This window comes from Xenococcus sp. PCC 7305, from assembly GCF_000332055.1.
GTDB lineage: Bacteria > Cyanobacteriota > Cyanobacteriia > Cyanobacteriales > Xenococcaceae > Xenococcus.
The window spans coordinates 1-17237 of the sequence record NZ_ALVZ01000093.1 but is presented as its reverse complement, the minus strand read 5'-3'; the positions used below and the strand labels follow the sequence as shown (position 1 = coordinate 17237).

The 17237-nt window shown below is 37.7% G+C and carries 19 protein-coding genes; 14 read left to right on the top strand and 5 right to left on the bottom strand.

Features of this window, described 5'->3' with window-relative positions; all coding sequences use genetic code 11:
- The 3 genes from XEN7305_RS29645 to XEN7305_RS26355 all read left to right on the top strand — a co-directional run.
- On the top strand, positions 1–214 hold a 214-nt coding region (locus XEN7305_RS29645; RefSeq protein ID WP_006507989.1), incomplete at its 5' end, for a hypothetical protein.
- The gene (locus XEN7305_RS03650) at positions 201–548 is read left to right on the top strand and encodes a hypothetical protein (RefSeq protein ID WP_006507988.1); all 348 of its coding nucleotides are present in this window, start codon (positions 201–203) and stop codon (positions 546–548) included. The genes XEN7305_RS29645 and XEN7305_RS03650, both read left to right, overlap by 14 nt.
- A 6-nt stretch (positions 549–554) precedes the next feature.
- Positions 555–1313 (top strand): glycoside hydrolase family 19 protein, encoded by a 759-nt coding sequence (locus tag XEN7305_RS26355; protein WP_006507987.1) that lies wholly within the window; start codon positions 555–557, stop codon positions 1311–1313.
- Positions 1314–1465: 152 nt separating this feature from the next.
- Here XEN7305_RS26355 and XEN7305_RS03640 read toward each other — a convergent pair whose 3' ends face one another.
- The 5 genes from XEN7305_RS03640 to XEN7305_RS03620 all read right to left on the bottom strand — a co-directional run bounded on the left by XEN7305_RS03640 (position 1466) and on the right by XEN7305_RS03620 (position 5183).
- On the bottom strand, positions 1466–1663 hold the full coding sequence (locus XEN7305_RS03640) for a hypothetical protein (protein ID WP_006507986.1): 198 nt from the start codon (positions 1661–1663) through the stop codon (positions 1466–1468).
- A gap of 236 nt (positions 1664–1899) precedes the next feature.
- Entirely contained in the window at positions 1900–2124 is a 225-nt protein-coding gene (locus XEN7305_RS03635) for a hypothetical protein (RefSeq protein ID WP_006507985.1), read from the bottom strand.
- A gap of 42 nt (positions 2125–2166) precedes the next feature.
- Positions 2167–2793, bottom strand: a complete 627-nt coding sequence (locus tag XEN7305_RS03630) for a DnaB-like helicase N-terminal domain-containing protein (protein ID WP_006507984.1) — start codon at positions 2791–2793, stop codon at positions 2167–2169.
- Positions 2794–2795: 2 nt separating this feature from the next.
- Positions 2796–3005 (bottom strand): hypothetical protein, encoded by a 210-nt coding sequence (locus XEN7305_RS03625; RefSeq protein ID WP_144053191.1) that lies wholly within the window; start codon positions 3003–3005, stop codon positions 2796–2798.
- Between the two features lie 276 nt (positions 3006–3281).
- A complete protein-coding gene (locus tag XEN7305_RS03620; RefSeq protein WP_006507982.1) occupies positions 3282–5183 on the bottom strand; it encodes a DUF3987 domain-containing protein in 1902 nt (633 codons plus the stop codon).
- 886 nt (positions 5184–6069) lie between these two features.
- Between XEN7305_RS03620 and XEN7305_RS03615 the strand changes: the two genes are divergently transcribed.
- From XEN7305_RS03615 to XEN7305_RS03560, 11 genes are all read left to right on the top strand, one after another.
- Entirely contained in the window at positions 6070–7032 is a 963-nt protein-coding gene (locus tag XEN7305_RS03615) for a hypothetical protein (protein ID WP_006507981.1), read from the top strand.
- A 360-nt stretch (positions 7033–7392) separates the two neighbouring features.
- Positions 7393–8025: a hypothetical protein gene (locus tag XEN7305_RS03610; protein WP_006507979.1), complete on the top strand. Its 633-nt coding sequence runs from the start codon at positions 7393–7395 to the stop codon at positions 8023–8025.
- Positions 8026–8052: 27 nt separating this feature from the next.
- On the top strand, positions 8053–8562 hold the full coding sequence (locus tag XEN7305_RS03605) for a hypothetical protein (RefSeq protein WP_006507978.1): 510 nt from the start codon (positions 8053–8055) through the stop codon (positions 8560–8562).
- 106 nt (positions 8563–8668) lie between these two features.
- Positions 8669–11533: a hypothetical protein gene (locus tag XEN7305_RS03600; protein ID WP_006507977.1), complete on the top strand. Its 2865-nt coding sequence runs from the start codon at positions 8669–8671 to the stop codon at positions 11531–11533.
- 41 nt (positions 11534–11574) lie between these two features.
- Entirely contained in the window at positions 11575–13383 is a 1809-nt protein-coding gene (locus tag XEN7305_RS03595; protein WP_006507976.1) for a hypothetical protein, read from the top strand.
- Positions 13346–14962 (top strand): hypothetical protein, encoded by a 1617-nt coding sequence (locus tag XEN7305_RS03590; RefSeq protein ID WP_006507975.1) that lies wholly within the window; start codon positions 13346–13348, stop codon positions 14960–14962. Before XEN7305_RS03595 ends, XEN7305_RS03590 begins: the two co-directional genes overlap by 38 nt.
- 322 nt (positions 14963–15284) lie before the next feature.
- Entirely contained in the window at positions 15285–15536 is a 252-nt protein-coding gene (locus XEN7305_RS03580; RefSeq protein WP_006507973.1) for a hypothetical protein, read from the top strand.
- Positions 15537–15575: 39 nt separating this feature from the next.
- A complete protein-coding gene (locus XEN7305_RS03575) occupies positions 15576–16229 on the top strand; it encodes a hypothetical protein (RefSeq protein ID WP_006507972.1) in 654 nt (217 codons plus the stop codon).
- 2 nt (positions 16230–16231) lie between these two features.
- Positions 16232–16459 (top strand): hypothetical protein, encoded by a 228-nt coding sequence (locus XEN7305_RS03570; protein ID WP_006507971.1) that lies wholly within the window; start codon positions 16232–16234, stop codon positions 16457–16459.
- A complete protein-coding gene (locus XEN7305_RS03565; RefSeq protein WP_006507970.1) occupies positions 16434–16892 on the top strand; it encodes a hypothetical protein in 459 nt (152 codons plus the stop codon). The genes XEN7305_RS03570 and XEN7305_RS03565 overlap by 26 nt, the downstream gene beginning before the upstream one ends.
- The coding region (locus XEN7305_RS03560) for a hypothetical protein (RefSeq protein ID WP_006507969.1) at positions 16892–17237 on the top strand (346 nt) is incomplete at its 3' end. The genes XEN7305_RS03565 and XEN7305_RS03560, both read left to right, overlap by 1 nt.

Genomic DNA, 17237 nt, shown 5'->3' with positions numbered 1-17237 from the left:
TAATTTACTTGGAGGAACTCCTGAAAATGTTTTTTTCTTCGATTTAAGCAGAAATGATATTCCTTTCGAGTTTCCACCTATCTTATTATTTCCCTTCAGTCAAATAGTTTTGAGACCAAAATATGATGTTTTTAATTGCTATATATTATGTGAACCTGCGGGGCTAATTGCTCACGATAAAGTATTTGAACGTGGACAAAATGGACAGCCTTGATATTGATTTATTAAGCTTTATTTTCTCTCTTGTTGTCGGGATAGTTTCGGCTACTTGGTCTTTTTCTCAAATAAAGTATAATCAACAATCTCAAATTATTGCAATTAAAAATGAGCTGAAATTAGCTATTTCTGAAATCAAGCATGATTTGGAATTACTGAAGATAAAAAACAGCAATGATCATGAAAATTTTGTGTACATGGATAATGCGATGAAAGAGCTTATTCTACATAAAGTTAAAAGGCTTGAAAACATGATCATTGATGTCAACGGATTTTTAGAAAAGAAATTAGATTTTCAATCAAGGCACGGGCTCCATTCTTCCGATGAATGAATCAAAATGAAACTAATAATAAAAGATTCAACAATTGCAAAAACAAGGCGAGTCGATAGTTCCGTTCTTACCTTTCGAGAAAAACGTAATTTACCACGAGGAGCAGAGTTTGAGTGCAAATTGATTGCAGAAGGTGGGGCAAACCATTGGTTAGTTGAGTTTCAAGAGTTTCCTGGCAAATGGTTTGTTTATAAGCCTCATGTTAAAGCTATCTTTGACAATCTCATTACCTATAAGCATTTCAGGGCTTGTTTGCCTTACGCCAGAAGTGAGGATATCGATCTATTCTTTGATCCTCTAAACAGAGCTTTTCAAGAGTTTGATGTTAACACCGTTTCTCGTTTAGCTGCTTTCATAGCTCAGGTTGCTCATGAGTCTGGTTCTCTCAAGTGGAAGGAAGAGATTGCTTCGGGAGCTGCTTATGAAAGACGACGGGATTTAGGCAATATTTATCGTGGTGATGGGCGCAGATTTAAAGGAAGAGGAGTGATTCAGTTAACAGGAAGAAGTAATTATCAATGGGCTTCTAGGGCTTTAGGGATTGATTTAGTAAGTAATCCCTTAAAAGCTACTGAGCCGATTATTAGTAGTCGGATAGCTTGCTTGTATTGGCAAAGTAGAAACTTAAATAGATATGCTGATCAGGAAACAATTGCAGGGTTTCGAGCGATTACGCGTAGAATCAACGGAGGCTATAACGGATGGACAGATCGTCTGAAGCATTGGAGAATCGCAAGAAAAGCTTTATTCCTAAAGTCAATTTAAACCTGCTTGAGTTTATCGTAGCGCTTTTTTCTGTGGCGATTGTCGTTCTGGGGTTTATTGATGAGAGTTTCAGGGGAACTTTGGAACAAACAGGATTGCTTGTGATTGGGGGTTATCTCGGCCGCTTAATGCCTGATAAGTAATGATTTAGATTATTCTTGTTGTGCTCTTCTTAATAAATTAACAAATAGGTCAGCTTCATCATTATGTATTATCAACCCTAATTCATTCTTAAGCGTTATTTGAACTAGTCTTTTACTTTTATGTGAACGAATTTCAGTAATTAAATCAAGGTCAAAGTATTGCCATTGAGAATGCTTTGTACTTGTTGTGTCAAATTCTTCTGTCATAATCAATTAAAATAACTGCACAATAATTGTGCCACAAGCGATCGCCAGAAATCAAGTCGTACCTAAAAATATTCATCTGATAAAAGCTTAAATAGTATTTTCTCCCAACAAAAAAATCTTATTTTTCTATATATAGTGTCTTGGAAATTATGGCGGTAATTATTCTTGCACTATCTGTAAAGTGTTCTTTTTATTTTAATATAGAGATAGCCGCTTTTAATAGGTATTGCAAGAGTTTATAAATGAGCAAAGCTTGAAGAATAGATGTCTTCAGACTTCAAAAAATCACATAGCTCCTCACATTGTTGAGAATTTAGGATAATGGTTTGATTGTGAATCGTTTTTATTTGACCTTTTCTTTTTTGGTTACCTATATCAATATTAACCACATGTTCTAAGTTAATTAACTTTTCGACATGTTGATTGCCTCTTCTAGAAGTAGCTAAAACTAAAAATTTCATTTTTTTCCTCCATAACTACTTCTAGTATTCCCATTTTTTAAACTATTCTTTAAAAAGAGAATCCGCTTGTTCCTGGAGCTTTTTAATTTGTGCTTTGTGATCAGAATTTAAATCTAATTCGACTTCTAATTTAATCGTCTCTTCATAAAATTCACTTTGTTTGCGGGCTATGGCCGTGTAGGAAATGTTTCCAATCATGCTTTCTTGCTTATCTGACTTTGTAGAGTTAGCCCAACTCCCCACTAACTCACTTACTGACTCGGTCAGTTCAGACAGTTCAATCTTTGTATCATTTCCCAATTCAACAAGTTTATTTCCAACCTCAATTAATGTTCTTCGCGCCCATTTATCAATTATCAAATCGGAATAGCGATCGATGTTGACGGCTGAAACTGTCCTGTTGAGTAATTGACCTAATTTAGTTGTGCCGCCGACTGTATCCAGTAGTTCTCGATCTACTAGAAAAGTGCTGACAGCCATTAAATCAGTTGGTTTCTTTCCCATATTTAACTCAACCATTGCTTTGTAGATGATTCTGTGACTTCTCACGGAGAACATTGCAGCTTTTATTTTTGACTTAATTCTTGCCAATGCACCAGGATCTAGAAGAATTCCACCAAGAATAGCTTCTTCAGCCTCAATATTTACAAGGTTTTGTGAATTGCTCATGTCTATAAATGATCCTCTTTTTCAGTATAGGAGAGTAGTTGTTGCTTAATTAGTTCTTGATATGCAGAGAGCATGTTTAGAAAATCTTTTAGTTCTTGGTGAGATAACATGAGCTTCTTACCAGAACATAAATCAATCTGAGCAGTGTTGCTCTTAGTGTTGATGCTGACTTTCTCGACCAAGTCAAAATTAATAATTATTGAACTTGACATATTTGGTCTTTCTATCTTGTAGAATTTCATGACTCTATGTTTGTTACAGTTAAAAAAAATAATACTGATAAGAACTGAGAAAAGATAAAGATAAGTTTTGTTTTACCTTTCTTGAGTTGTCTTCGAGTTTCTATCGTATTATTTAATTAAGTTGTGTTACGAAATGGGGGTTTTGAGTCAAACTGTTGACAAGGGTGTCAACAGTAAAACCCTTATGTTTTGGTAACTGTTGACAAAACTGTTGACAAGGATGTCAACAGTAAAACCATTGAAAAATCAAGACTTTTCGGGATTATTTGCAAACTGTTGACAATTTTTAGGTAAAGTTCGGAATTTTAATCTTGTACCGCGTCCTTTAACCTCTCCATATCCTAGATTTTCTAATTCTAAGAACCAATCACGAATTAAATTAGAGTCTGTCTTTCTTAAGCTTCTTTCTCCCATTATTAAGTCTCTAGCTTTAATCCAGCCAAGTCTTTCAGAAAAGGCAAGTATTTTTCTAAACTTACCAAATTGAGAATCAGTATCGCACAGAGTTTTATGCAGTAACTCAACTTGTTCTAAGAAGAATTGACTTACCTTAATGGCTCTATCTACCGCCTCTGTTTCTATTATTAAACTGACTTCTTCTGTTGGCTTATTCCCTAGAGATTCCAAGAGATGTAAATTCAAGATATATCGCCCACATTGTCCTTTAGCTTTGTTAAGAGCATGTTGGATTATAGGATTGGATTCTTTAATTGCTCTCTTACTCAAGAAATTGTAGTAATTCGCGTATCTTCTATAAGCTTTTGCTGAAAGGAAATAGGTTTTAGGTTCAGTGGCATAAGCCCTAGTGAATAAAGTTTTTAGAGGTTCATCAAGTGGGCAATCCTCATAGTCATCATCTTCCAAATTCAGAAGGGTACAAACGTCAGGTTGCCAACAGTAGTTAAATCGACTGAACATCCCATTAGTATCTTGCCCATCACCCCAAAGTGAAGCTAATACAAAAGGTTGAATCGTCCCAAAGATTGAGAGGGCAGTTCTTTCAACAAATATTGTGCCGCCTGACGCACGATTGATGGAGAATCCGTCACCGTCATACAAACTCAGTAATTGAGCTTCATCTGAACCTTTGCCACCTCGATACTTATTCAGAGAGTCAAAAATCCCCTTTAATTCGTCTCTGCTATAAAGAATTGCCTGATCTTGATAATGAAAAAAGTTAAGAGCTAAACCTTCAAAAGTGGGGTCGTCTATGAATATTGCTTTTGACCTTTCTGGGAACTCTGGTAATCCTTCGGGATACGCTGCGTTTCGTTCGTCTTTTGACATAGAACGATATTCTAGTTCAGTCTCTTTTCGCTCTTTCTCGGCTCTTCCAAATTGATCTATCATGTCTTTTTGAAGTCCTAGCAGAGGCTTCACAGCAAATCTTTTTCTGATTTCACTTTTCATGGAACCAGGATTCGCTACTATTGCTGCAAAGATTGCTGGGTGTTGGCGGTAACCAGTACGACGAGCAAGGATAATTTCAGTACCAATACGATGACAAGCACTGAAACCAGATATCAAGGAGGTAAAACAAGCTTCGGGGCGTATTCCTAGTTCCTCACAGTAATCGTAAATTAAGTCTGCATAGCAGCTTGGTATAACTTCTTCGAGTTTCAAGCCAGCTTTTTCTAGCTTGAGGATGCTGTCAACTTCTTTTTTGACTTCTTCGAGATGACCTTGATTCTCGATCGTATCTTTCTTGGCTCGATAATATTTTTCGAGCTCAAGTGGATGCATCCCAATTCTATCGGAGAGGTAAGTTAAAGCTCCCTGAAGTTTCTCTGCTGTGAGGTTCTCATTCTCGATGATTGCTGTTACTTCTTTATCCAGCTCCTCTTCTGTGCATCTTAGTCGTTTACTCGAATTGCTAGAAGCTGCAAGAGTCTTGGCATGGTCAGAGTCAGAATCATCTGGGAAACTCTCTAAGAATTCAGCAACTAAATCCAATTGACTCTGAATTTCAAGGTAATCAGGATGATCAATATTCTTGTCATCAAAGAGAAAATTCTCAATCTTGGCAAGATATTCCTTGGTGGTTGCTTTGGAAGCTTCACCAGATTGAATGAGTTCAAAAGTTTCCGAATCTAATGGTGATTTATTTGCTTCACCTTGGGATTTTTTGTTACTATCTTTATAAGACATTTCAAATACTCCTAAGTTGTTTGGCTAAAACGAATGGAGAGAAACCGCTAGAGCTTGAGACCTCTGGCGGTTTCGTTTTGGGTATTTTTGGAATATACATTGTTTGGTTCTCCTAAAGAAAAAAATAGGAGCGTGCCGAAGCTTAAATCTTCTCTGGGAAAAATAGTTTGCCGACACCCCAAACTGTTCCTCACTTTACATAAAGATGAGGAAATTCTGATGAAAAGATACAATAAGCTTGAGACACGCTGTCCATGAGCGTGTCGAGAGTCAGCAGGGGTCTGGTTTCGCAACTTTCCCCCTGCACCTCTTTCTTTTAAATTGTTCAACTGAGGAACTTTCCTGAGCTGGTTTCGCTCCTAAATTGTATACCATCTGTAAAGTCCATTGAAAGCGATCGCTCAAAAACTTTATGTTGTGAGGTTTTTGGCTTCAAGGTACAGCGTCGCTAAGTATTACTCACTAATTTCCTTAGATTTTTATGCGTTTTCAGGAAATCTGTAACATTTCTTTATTTAATTAAACATGCTAGGATAACAGCGATCGCCTATTTACCGCCCAACCCACAAAGAGAGGCACGATCACTGAATAACCAACCAATTTGTAACCTATTACATTACCTTATAACTTCTCTTGCCAAACGGTATCAAGCTGATACCGTTTTTTATTACCCCGATAACAGTAATTATCGGAAATAGAACGAGTTTTCAAAGCTTCTAGCCCCTTTTCACAGCCGTAAGCGATTTCGTACCCAAACGGGTAAGCCTTATTGCTTCCACAACGTTTTTGTTGAGAATCAATAATAAGAAAATCTTACTGAGTCAGTCAGAGTCAGTACCGAGTGATATACTGAGTCAGTCAGAGTCAGTACTAACTCAGTAAGCCGATGAATAAAGACTATTATAACCGAGTACAAATATATCTACCGCCAGAAACCAAGGCGAAATTTAGCGAGCTTTGCAAAGCTAAAGGCCAGACGAAGAGCGAAGTTGGTAAGTTTATCTTTGCTGAATATTTTCGCCTAACCGAGTCTGTACTGAGTCCCACTAACTCAGTACAGACTCGGACTGACTCAGTACAGAGTCAGCTTAATGACTTAAGAGGAAAGATAGCCGAGTTAGAGCTTAAAATGGATTCTGTTCTGGAAGCTAACTCAGTAATGACTCGGACTGACTCAGTAAGCAAGGGTGAACCTTTTGTCAGCGGAACCTTGATAAATGAGCCCTTTAGGGAGAACTTAGAAGAACAGAAAGACCTCTCTCAAGAAAAACAAGAATTTTCGACTGAAGATAGAAACAAAGATGATTCGCTTTCAACAAAGAAACGTCAGGATTGGGATTTGACTCCTTTACCAGCAAATAATTTCTTAATGGGTAGAGCCCCTTTGCCTGAAAAAAGTCCCCAAAGCGCCATTAAGAAAGCGGAAACTAAAGTTCAAAATTCGGTTTCTTGTACGCCAAAAGTAAAACCTGTTATCCCCAAGGATATTCAAGCTCTGAATGAATCTGGAGGAATTGAGATTCCTGAAGATGGAAATTTTGGACATGACATAATTGACAAATATTTATTCCCCGTCCTCAAGGGCAGACATATCTTGTATGGAATAGATAAACAACATATGCATTATTGGATTTCAGGAGGAAATCACATTAAAGTTACAGAAGATTATCTTTTAGCTAAGCTGTATCATTCAGAAAGCAGAATGAAAATAGCTATTCCCAAGCTAGAAAAAAAATTCTCTCTAAGAATTACTCCTATGTCGGCAACTGATTTTATTCGAGAACTTTCAAGGCCAGAACGAGGACAGATTCTAACAAACTGGGGAATTAAATATAGTTTTATTGGATAAGGACAAATGTATAATGAGTAACCAAGTTAAGGATTATTCCCCTTCATTAGTTCGCTGTGCCATTTGTGACAAAATAATGGATCAGCATCTTTCGAGTGAACAAACTTCCTATTCCCACTGCAAAAAGTGTAACTTTTATTATTATCGTAATGGTGAACTAGATTTTTCTTATCTTGTCCCAAAAGATATCGTAGATATCGAGGAGTAGCTAGAAGATGAAAAGCCATATTTCTCCTGATAAATTATTGTTTCATTTTAGTAAGATTGAGCTATCTATTTGCGATCGCCAGAAAGCAATATCTACACTATAATAATAACTAAACTCAATCCTATTAAAAAATAACAGGGGGTGTTTAGTTATTGGTAGCTTTAGAGTCTCAACAAAAAAGAAATTCAATAGGTATTGATAGTCTCGAAAGAGCTTTAGTCTATGCTTTTTCTATGCTGCGAGCCTCAATTGTAGGTGAAAGTAATCAGGGAGTAGCTGATCAGAAAATAAAGATTGGGGAGAATATTAGCGACTTAGATAATGCCTTGCTTGTCCTAGAAGCTAAGCTTGATTATGATTCTTTTCTTGTAAGTAGTACTGGTGATAATTTGATTCTTCATATCAAAGAATTTGCGGGAACTACTCCTTATGAGACAGGGATTAAATGTGCTAGTAGTGGCGGACAATTTCAACCAATTCCACCAGCCCCTTCTATTCTTCACTCTCTAGAGCAATATTTATATTGGAGTGCTGCGAGTTTATTGGCCTCTCTTCCTGTAGATCAGGATAACATTAAGATTAAAAGATTTGAGCATAATCAAAACGGTGCTTATGTTCAAATTAAAGCAAGTTTACCCTTTGACTACAAGGCTGTTCTTCTAGGAAGCAATTATGTCTGTGCTGTCCAGAGAATTGCTACTGGATACGAATTTTTTGAATTGCCTAGCGGGTCAATAATTGATAACAATTCGATTATTGATAACAGCTATATTTTCGCAAACTAATTATAAAACACATAAAGAGGTTACAGAATGGCGGACTTAAATGTTTACAAGATTCCGACTTTTATCGGAGTAAATGATGAAGTTGTTACAGCTAATTCTCAAAGTGGTTGTAATGGCACTTTTATATGTTTTGCAATCAACAATATAATAGATGAAGTTAATATTTTAAAAAATACTCCTAGTGGAGGTGGCGGGATTTTTACGATTACAAAAGACGCTGTCTTTGATTTAGAGTTTAATTATTTAACTTTAATTCAGAACTCCCCCTTCGATTTTTATGGGGTTAGCTTATTTATTGATAATCCCGATTCTTTTTTTGAGTTTTATTTAGAAGTTAATGGACAACAAAGGTTTATAACCGATGTTAATGACGCCAATAACTGGACTATCGATAACCCTATTTTTCGTGCAGGGGACAGCGTCGATTTTGTTGTTGTGGCCGACGAGGTGTTAGTTAATGAAGGATACTCCGAATCTGTTTCGGTTGTCTTTACTGCAAGCTTTTCGCCCCTATCTCCAACTCCTCCAGCTCCTTAATTGTTAGGAATAAATAATTATTTATTTTGCAGTGATTATCCTTTGTTCTTAGTCATTAGCTTGGCTAACTTTTCACTTATTTAGTAATTGGAGGCAAAAACAATAAATGCCTTTTGAAAATGGCTATCCCATCGACGATAGTATTAAACCAGCCCTTTATATTTGTGACCCTCAACAAACTCACGATTTAGTTCAATTCTTTATTCCTGATACGCTGCGGCCATTTCTTGACCCTTTGGTGGATGAACGTCATTATTTTCTGGGACTTCCTAATATAGAAAATCCGTATGTTATTGAACGCTATACAGAGGAAGATTATAGCTATGCCTGGGAATTCTCCTCTAAGCTATACGAGTTTGGAAAATATCTAAGTTCTTTTCGTACTCTTTTTCCTAAAAATCACCCAGTTGCTCCCGATACTAATATTGCTTTTGGGAATCGGTTCGAGAATTTAAGTTTGATTGATTTTTCCTTATATCAAAGAGATTACGCTGACTTGGTAGAGTTGACTTTGCCAAACTCAGAGAATAGTGAAGATTGGGTCACAATTACTTTTTACGAGACTGTACCCTGGATATATCAAGAACTTAGCACCTATACGAATCCAGCCCATGCAATTAGAGTCGAAAGAGTCACGACTTTATTAACAAAAAATGATTTAATCTTTTACGAGATTCCTGATAGTCGAAGTGATGATATTCTTGGGGGTTCGTATATTCCTCTAGAGGTTGAAAACGCTAATCAGCTTCATTTCATCCAAATCCTGTACACTTATCCTTTTTTAGAGCTTTCAACGGAAGGATGCATGGCCGATCCTTCCGCCAAGAGATTTAATCTTGTCAATCTTAAATTTCAGGCCAAGGGACAAGAAATTTATTTAAACACTCGCTGGTTTGTTGGCTACACAATGGTTGTAGATTCCAACAATTCAGTAATTAAAGACCAAGTTGAGGCACAAATACCAGAGCATTATCTATTCTCAAACTTTCAGGGCTACTTAGATTCTTTAAAAGCAGAAATAGAAATTAATTTCCCCTCGAAAAAGATAATAAGCGGGTTCTCTTTAGATATTAATTGGAATCAATCAGTCAGCTTAAGCAACTATTACGGAACCAAACCGAATCCAAACGGTAGCGGTCTGGTTAGCGATATCAACGGTAACCAATCTATATCAGTGTCTTATGTCCCATCGCCAATTTCCTACGAGGTGGCAGATATCAACCCTGATGCTCATTACGAAGCTAATATTCTCTACGGAAATAACAACTTATTCAATAATTTAATCGGAGACACGACGGAGAATCAAGATTTAGGAATTGGGGTTACGGCTCAACAGTACTCTGAGAACGGTTTCAGATTAACAAATGGAAACCCCAGATACTTCTCTGCAAGTCAAATTTCAGGGCTTATTCATACGAGGTTAAACAATAAATACAATCGAGTCAGTACTTCTGGTTCAGCTTCAGAGGGAATAATCGCCTCAACTGCTATCGATAGTCGAGATGATTTTAATTTGCTTAGTGAGACTGATGAATTCGGCAATTATTCTCTAACAGATGATCAAGCAACGACAGAGATTAGAAGCTATCTAAGCTATCGAATAAGAGAACCTTTATTATTAATCGCAAACAATTATCTTTTTTCTGACTGTCAAGCTCCGATGAAAGTTGCAGGAGATCCACGGGTGACCATGGTTAGAAATCCTGAAGGGGGCTGGATGTTTGAGGAAAACCTATTTTTAACTAAGTTGCAAATAAAATATTTCATTGATTCAGGTCAAGCTGAAGGTCAGCACGAATATACAGGGGAGTCTTATAACCCCACAGGCAGCTTTAGACCTATTGGCAGTGAAAGCTCTTCTTCAATTCACTATTATTCCTCTGACATTGAGGGTTATCGGCCACCCCAAGGAAGTTTATATCGGGCGGCCAATATTCACTTTGACGAGTACGTTAATTCTCCAATAACTGTTTCTTTTTCCAAGACTTACGATCACATTTGGACGCTAGAGGGCAAATCCACCGTTAGAACCACACCACAACCAAGAGATTTATCGAGTTTCGAGAATAATTTACCAACCTTAATCACTAACTTTAATCAGAAATACTTTGAGGAGTGCAGCTGCATGACACAACAAATCGCCCAGGAAATTCTAGATCTAGTGCGGGAGATACACGCTTCTCTAGATTCGGGAAAATTCGCTTATCAAGGAGACGGAGAAACCAAGAGAGTCGCGAATATCGGCTATTATGCCGAGAGGATTGCCCGTGTTTTGGGAATATCCGTCGCCCCAGATGGTTCTATACGTTCAATCCGTCAATCAAAACTTATTGAGACTGGGGAATCTCTCCCCGCAGGTTGGCCGTTGGGACAGTTTGGCAGGAATCAAGGTGGAAGTTCTGTCGGCCAGACGGGAGGAAGCGCAACCGAAGACAGAGACGGGATTGCTTACGCCGTTAGGAGCAATTCTTTTGGGGTTGATGAGTTTACTGGGGAAGCCAATTCGATTAAAGAGGGTGGTTATGTTTTGGTTGAGAATATCCCTCAGCTAATCCATTTGATATTAGATGATTTGGATAGGGCGATAGGAATACAAGATGCAGGGGCGAATATTGTTCCTAGTCCTAATGGGGAATTAGTTCCTGTGCAAGGAATGAATAATTTATTACTCCAACTTTTATATACAGCAGGACAAACTAATAAGTCAGCCAGCAAAAACCACATTTGCTCTTTAATAACCCAAGCAATAGTAAAAGAAATACTGCAAGCATTAGGCTTACCTTTGACAATAAAAAAATTACCAATACAAGTTGATGAGGACAAAACAGCCTATCTACCTATTCCTGGGACAAACAATCAAAGTCCAAGTCTAGTTGATTTGATAATGCTTTGCCAGATAAATATTGGTGCTTTGTTGGAGGGAAAAATAGATTTCAATTTAGAAGAGGAGACAGAAGAAGAAGAAAACTAAGCGTAAACCTTACCAACCCATAAAATAGAAAATTCCTGATTATGGCTCATCCATTTTTGATTCTACAAGCAATTAAATTATTTTTTGATTCTCTTGATGGCGGAGATTTTCCTACTTCAAATGACGAATATATTGGGCTGCTAAAATATAATGCATTTGAGGAGCCTGAGCCAGAACAAATAGAATCGCCAACAGAAACTTTAATTTTAGATTTTGACCCAGTTATTAATAAAACACAAGTAAACATTACCAATGTATATAATCAACCAACAACAATTAATATACTTTCTGATGATTCAATTAATATTCCGACATCAAATTTACCAATAGAAGAAAGCATAGAACAAAGTGGTCAGACAGCAACAAAAATAACAATAGGTTCCCCAATTACTTTGGCGGCTAGTGCAGCCACTAAAGATTTTGGAAGATTTGTGTATTCTCCAATTTCTCCAGAAACTAAGGAAATTCAACGAATTGTTAGTTCTGACTTTGAAGAGTCTTTTAAAGACGCAGTTCTTGAGTCCACAGAGAAATATTTGACTAGCAAAGTAGAAGGAACTCCGTTAGATCCTCTAGACTCAATCACTTACCTACTTCCTTCTCTTTTGCGAGGAAATAGAGGGGAAATGACTCTAGTTGTAGGAGTCTGCCCACTAAGGATACTTAGCCAATATTATTCGGCAACAAGAGTTAATGCAGCGATAGGAATCTTAGATGAAATTCCAAGCAAAATAGAATTCACTAACAAAGAAATTTCCTTTACTCTTGGAACAGAAAATGAAGAAAATTTGAAAATTGATTTAAATTCAGATTTACAAGATATTTTTGGTGATTATTTAAACAAAGAAGTTGATTGGTATGCTGAATTAAAGAAAATTGCTGAAACTCAACTAGATTCCGTTACAAAAGAAGCTATTGCAACTGAAACTGATTCTTTAGTTGGAATTCTTCTTAATTCTTTAGCAGTTTATTACAACAAACTAGGATTAGATAACTTTCCCATCACAGCCCCCGAAACCATCACACAACCTTTGTACGACGACGAAGGAAATCCATTAGAACCGAAAACAGTAGACAATCACAATTTCTCTGAATTTTTAATCTGGCAATTTAAAATAATTGATGAGTTGTTTGGTCGCTTTCCAATTGATATTCAGATTGAAGATTCTGACCTAATTAAAGTTGGTGATCAACCAGTAAAAATCAGACTGCCCAACCTAGCCGAAACTCTAGCAGAATTAGTCGGGAAATCTCTTTTTACAGAAGCTAAAATTGATGCTTTGTTACCCATTGCCTTAAAGAATTTAGCGGAATCAGGCTCGACAAGACAACAAGTAATAAAAAATTACTATCTAGCCATTGCAGCCCAAGAATATTTGGGCTTTAAAACTAAGCAAAAAACTACAGAAGTTGACCTTCTTTTCAATCCTAAAATAGTAGACGAAAACGAAGTTGAGAAAACTTTAGCTAAAGCTCTCCAAAACTCTAAAATACCGATAAAAATTGAGGAAATTGATGACAACAATACGTTAGAAGCTCAAATGGCTACTGTCGTAGAAGTAGCCCGAATGATGAAAGCCAGATACTGGAAGTCTTTTAGTGCCAATGGAGACTTAAAAGAGCAAATCAAGAAAAGATTTCAAGACCTCAGCAAAATTCACAAAAAAACTGATAATCCAGACGATTATGATTTCGATTTCTTTATCGACTGTTTTGAGAAAGGTTTTGAAACCCTAGTCCCTGGAGGAACTCCCGAAAAGCCCTACGGGAAACCTTATAAAAATCGTCCAAAAATGAAAAAATATTCTACCAATGCCAAGTCTAATCCATCTACCAAGCCTGGTCAGTAGCGCGGTTCGTGAAGCTTTAACCCTCAATAGCCCTAATCCTGGTTTCCGAATTATCAGGCCAGAAGGTGCGCCAGAAGGGAACTTTATTGAAAAAACTTTATCCTATGTAGGCTCTTTTTTTTCTAGTTCTATTCAATATATTGGGTTTGCGTTATCTGTATTTATCCCCATCGTAAGTTTTACTTGGACTTCGCTTTGGGGGTCTCTTGTCGGAACAGTAACCTATATATATAACTTTAATTGGAATATTTCTGACAACCAAATAGACCAGCAAATTTCGCAAACAAAAATAGTTGTGGCCTCTTTATTAGGCGAGACAATAGGAAATGCAGTCGGTTACCTTGTTTGTGGAATTGTCCCCGCTGCGGCCATTGCCACTATCAACGAACCACTAGGTTTATATCTTTTAGAAGAGGTTGGTGAAGAAGCTCTCGAAGAGTTTGCCGCTTCTCTTGCAACCCTAATTTTAGTTTCCTTTCGGCTAGCAGCACGTAATTTCTTCTTATCTCAATACAAAAATTTAAGAAGAATGGTTAAAGCTTATAGTTCCAATGCCAACCCAGCAATCAAATCTATTATTAATAGTTTCTTGGGGAGTGACGTTGGTGGGGCGATCGCGGCTTGGGGGGAAGAAGATACGAAACCTTGGAGTTTTGCCTTAGCCGCAGACGAAAAAATCAACAATATTCAAGACCCCGCAGAACAAGCCTTTTGGGAGGGGTGGTATGACGGAAGTAAAGATGCTTGTGTTGAAGCTGGCTATGTTTTGGCGGGAGGGCTGGATAGTTGGTTAATGAGGCAACGATTAGAGGAACTAACGCAAGTTGAAGAAACTTGCTTAGTTGAGATGTTCCCCGATAGGGAATGTGAAGATGAAAGTCACCTCTTATATGGCACTGGGCAACAAATCAAAACTCAAGCTATGACGATTATGAGTTCTCACCAGATGGTAGAGAATCGAGACCTAGGACAAATAATTGGGGAGCCTTTAATTGACACAGTCCGACGGCCACCCTTTGGCCTGGTGACCAGAATTATCTTCCGTTCTGTACCTAAACCAGTCTGGAAACACGAGGATGGGACGACGGCAAAAAGAACTCAAATAACAATTCCTTCGATAGACCCTTCCAAGCTGGAATGGCAAACTATCAAAAATGCCGTAGGTGGTGTTAATGGTTATTTCTGGGGAAGGTTTCGATTTGAGGTTAGGTTTGACGATGAAAGTCTTATGCCCTTTTACGCAGCTTCGCCAGAAGAAGGGGAAAAGCTACTTGAGAAAATACTAGAAATAGTTACTCCAGATATTCAAACGGTGGAAATTAGAGAGGAAACCAAGGAAGGCGCGAGAAAAAAATATAAGTCGCTTTACAAAGAAACTACTCGCGTTTACCCTGCGATGATGTCGATTATCAATCAACAAAAAATTGCCAATCAAGATGTTGGAAAGCAGACCACAAGGGGGGTCTATCATAAAAGAAAATATCTTATCCCTCTATACACTACTACTCCTCCCGATGACTTTGCCGTAATCAAGCAGGATATCCTTACCACCAAGTCTAGTCCTGAAATTACGCTTTAAGAAAAATACTGATCATGTTCTATTAAAAAATAGCGTTCCTCGCTTATTTGTTGTCTAACCTTATCTTCTGACCATCCTAAAGTAGCGCTTAGACGCTTCACTAAAGTTATACGAGGTTCGTAATAATTTGGGTGTCCCCATTTCTTTTTTACCTTTCTGATAGCTCGTTTACTACAGGTACTAAGTAACGGATAAATAATCAACTTCATCTTACAAAAACCCTAGGTTGTTTTCCCTTTTTTCTTCCATTTTTCGTTGATTCAACCCTGCGGTCAAGGCTATAAAGGATTCAAAGCAAATTAGTACTTTTGGAGAAAAAATCATGGCCGCAGCCGTAAATTTAAATGCAACCACAATAGAAGGTCAGCTAATTGAAATTCTGCAAATTATGCAGAACAAAGAAAACAACGGAGAAGTAACAGTTAATGGAACCAACAACATAACTACTACTGAGAACAACGATTCAGCGACTCTTTCGGGGAATTTCTCTATAACATTCAAGAAAACGGTTAATGCTTCAGGCCAGCTAGTTACTGAAGCAGTTGAATACTTAACCCCTTTAACTACTGGTTAGAAAATCGTAAGTATAACCCTTAAAATTGGAGGTTAAATAATGGTTGATTATTTATTAAATAAACCGAAGGATGTAACGAGCTATGTGCGTATATCTAGTGTCGTTAACCTTTACTACGGATGGGTACTGAAGGACTTAACTGCTTTACCCAACGTCTCTGCGGCTGATTTAGCAGCTCTTGGTCATATCGCTCCTAATACTTTGCCGAATGGTGCGCTTACTGTCTTTCGTACTAGTTCCCCTAAGCCTGGAACTGTGAGGAAAAGATTAGTAAATAATCCCAGTGCGGCACAGCAAGAACACGCCAGCACCTTTTATGCTCAAGGAGCCTTACAAGCGGCGATCGCGGCAGGTTGGAAATTAGTAAAACCGCCAAGAAAGGTTAGTCTAACAAAAAATAATCGGACAACTACCGCAATAGCCAGTTTAAGCAATGGTCTTCTCTATGCTTTTCCGATGAATACTAATGATTTTGAGCTCTACAAGGCAACTTTAGGCTTGATTGATTCTACGACAATCAATACTCCGCAAGAGGAAGATAGTCTAATTAGTGGCACGAGAAACCCTCGTCCAGGAAAAGCCCAGTTGAAAGTCCCAGGTGGTGGTAAAAGGACAGCTTTCTATACCTCTGGACAAGAAACTGTATTAGGTCAAAACGGTTGGTCGATTATTAGCCGAGAAATCGTCGCTTAATTATGGGGCTAATTTACACTCCTGATACTCCAGGATTTTACGAAACTCTTCACGGAAGCTTCCCACCTGGGTGGAGAGATAACATTGGCGTTGATTTTGCTCAATCTTTCGTGGTTAAGGCAGATACTTTATGTTTAACTCCAGTAACTCAAAAAGAGTTAGACGAGTATCTCTGGGGAGGCGAATACGACGAACTAGAAGAAGATGCCACAAGCGATCCAGATTGTTGATGATTTTGGAACCTGGGACTTAATCGGGACACTTCAACCTATTTATGAGGAATGGATCGAATATCCTGATTATTCAGAGGCTCTGTCTCAAACCACAAGGTTAATCTTTAGCGGCAATGTTGATGATGCTCGCTCGTATGCATACATACGAGTGAGGTATGAAATAACCCTTGATTCTGCTTATGGTGAGTGGATTAGGGTTTATCCTAAAAAGCAAGATGAGATTATTCTCTATCCTCACCCTCCAGAGTTTGGATTAATAAAGATTAATCCTCGTCGTTTTTGGCAAGTACAAAAACGTCATTGGGACAGGAAGAACACGGGAAAAGCTCCTGATACTGATTGGAATTTAAGAATCGAAGTTTGTAACGAACAAATCACAGGCCAACCCACAGAAGCAGAGACAGAAGGAATAATTTTAGGTCTTATATAATGGCTGCAAAATACATAGCATCTAGCGTTCCTTATGGGAATGCAAATAGGATAAAGACCTACAAAGAGAATGACGGGAATCATCTAACAGTCAAGCCGTTATCTGAATATATCTTGTTAGAAACTGGAGCTATGCAGGGCAATCAAAATTATTCTTTTGACTTTAGTATTTACGAGAGTCCTATCCGTCCTCTTTCCCTTTATCTTGCAACTCAAAGCACCTCACAAGAAAAGCTGACAATTGATATAAATAATTTACTTGGAGGAACTCCTGAAAATGTTTTTTTCTTCGATTTAAGCAGAAATGATATTCCTTTCGAGTTTCCACCTATCTTATTATTTCCCT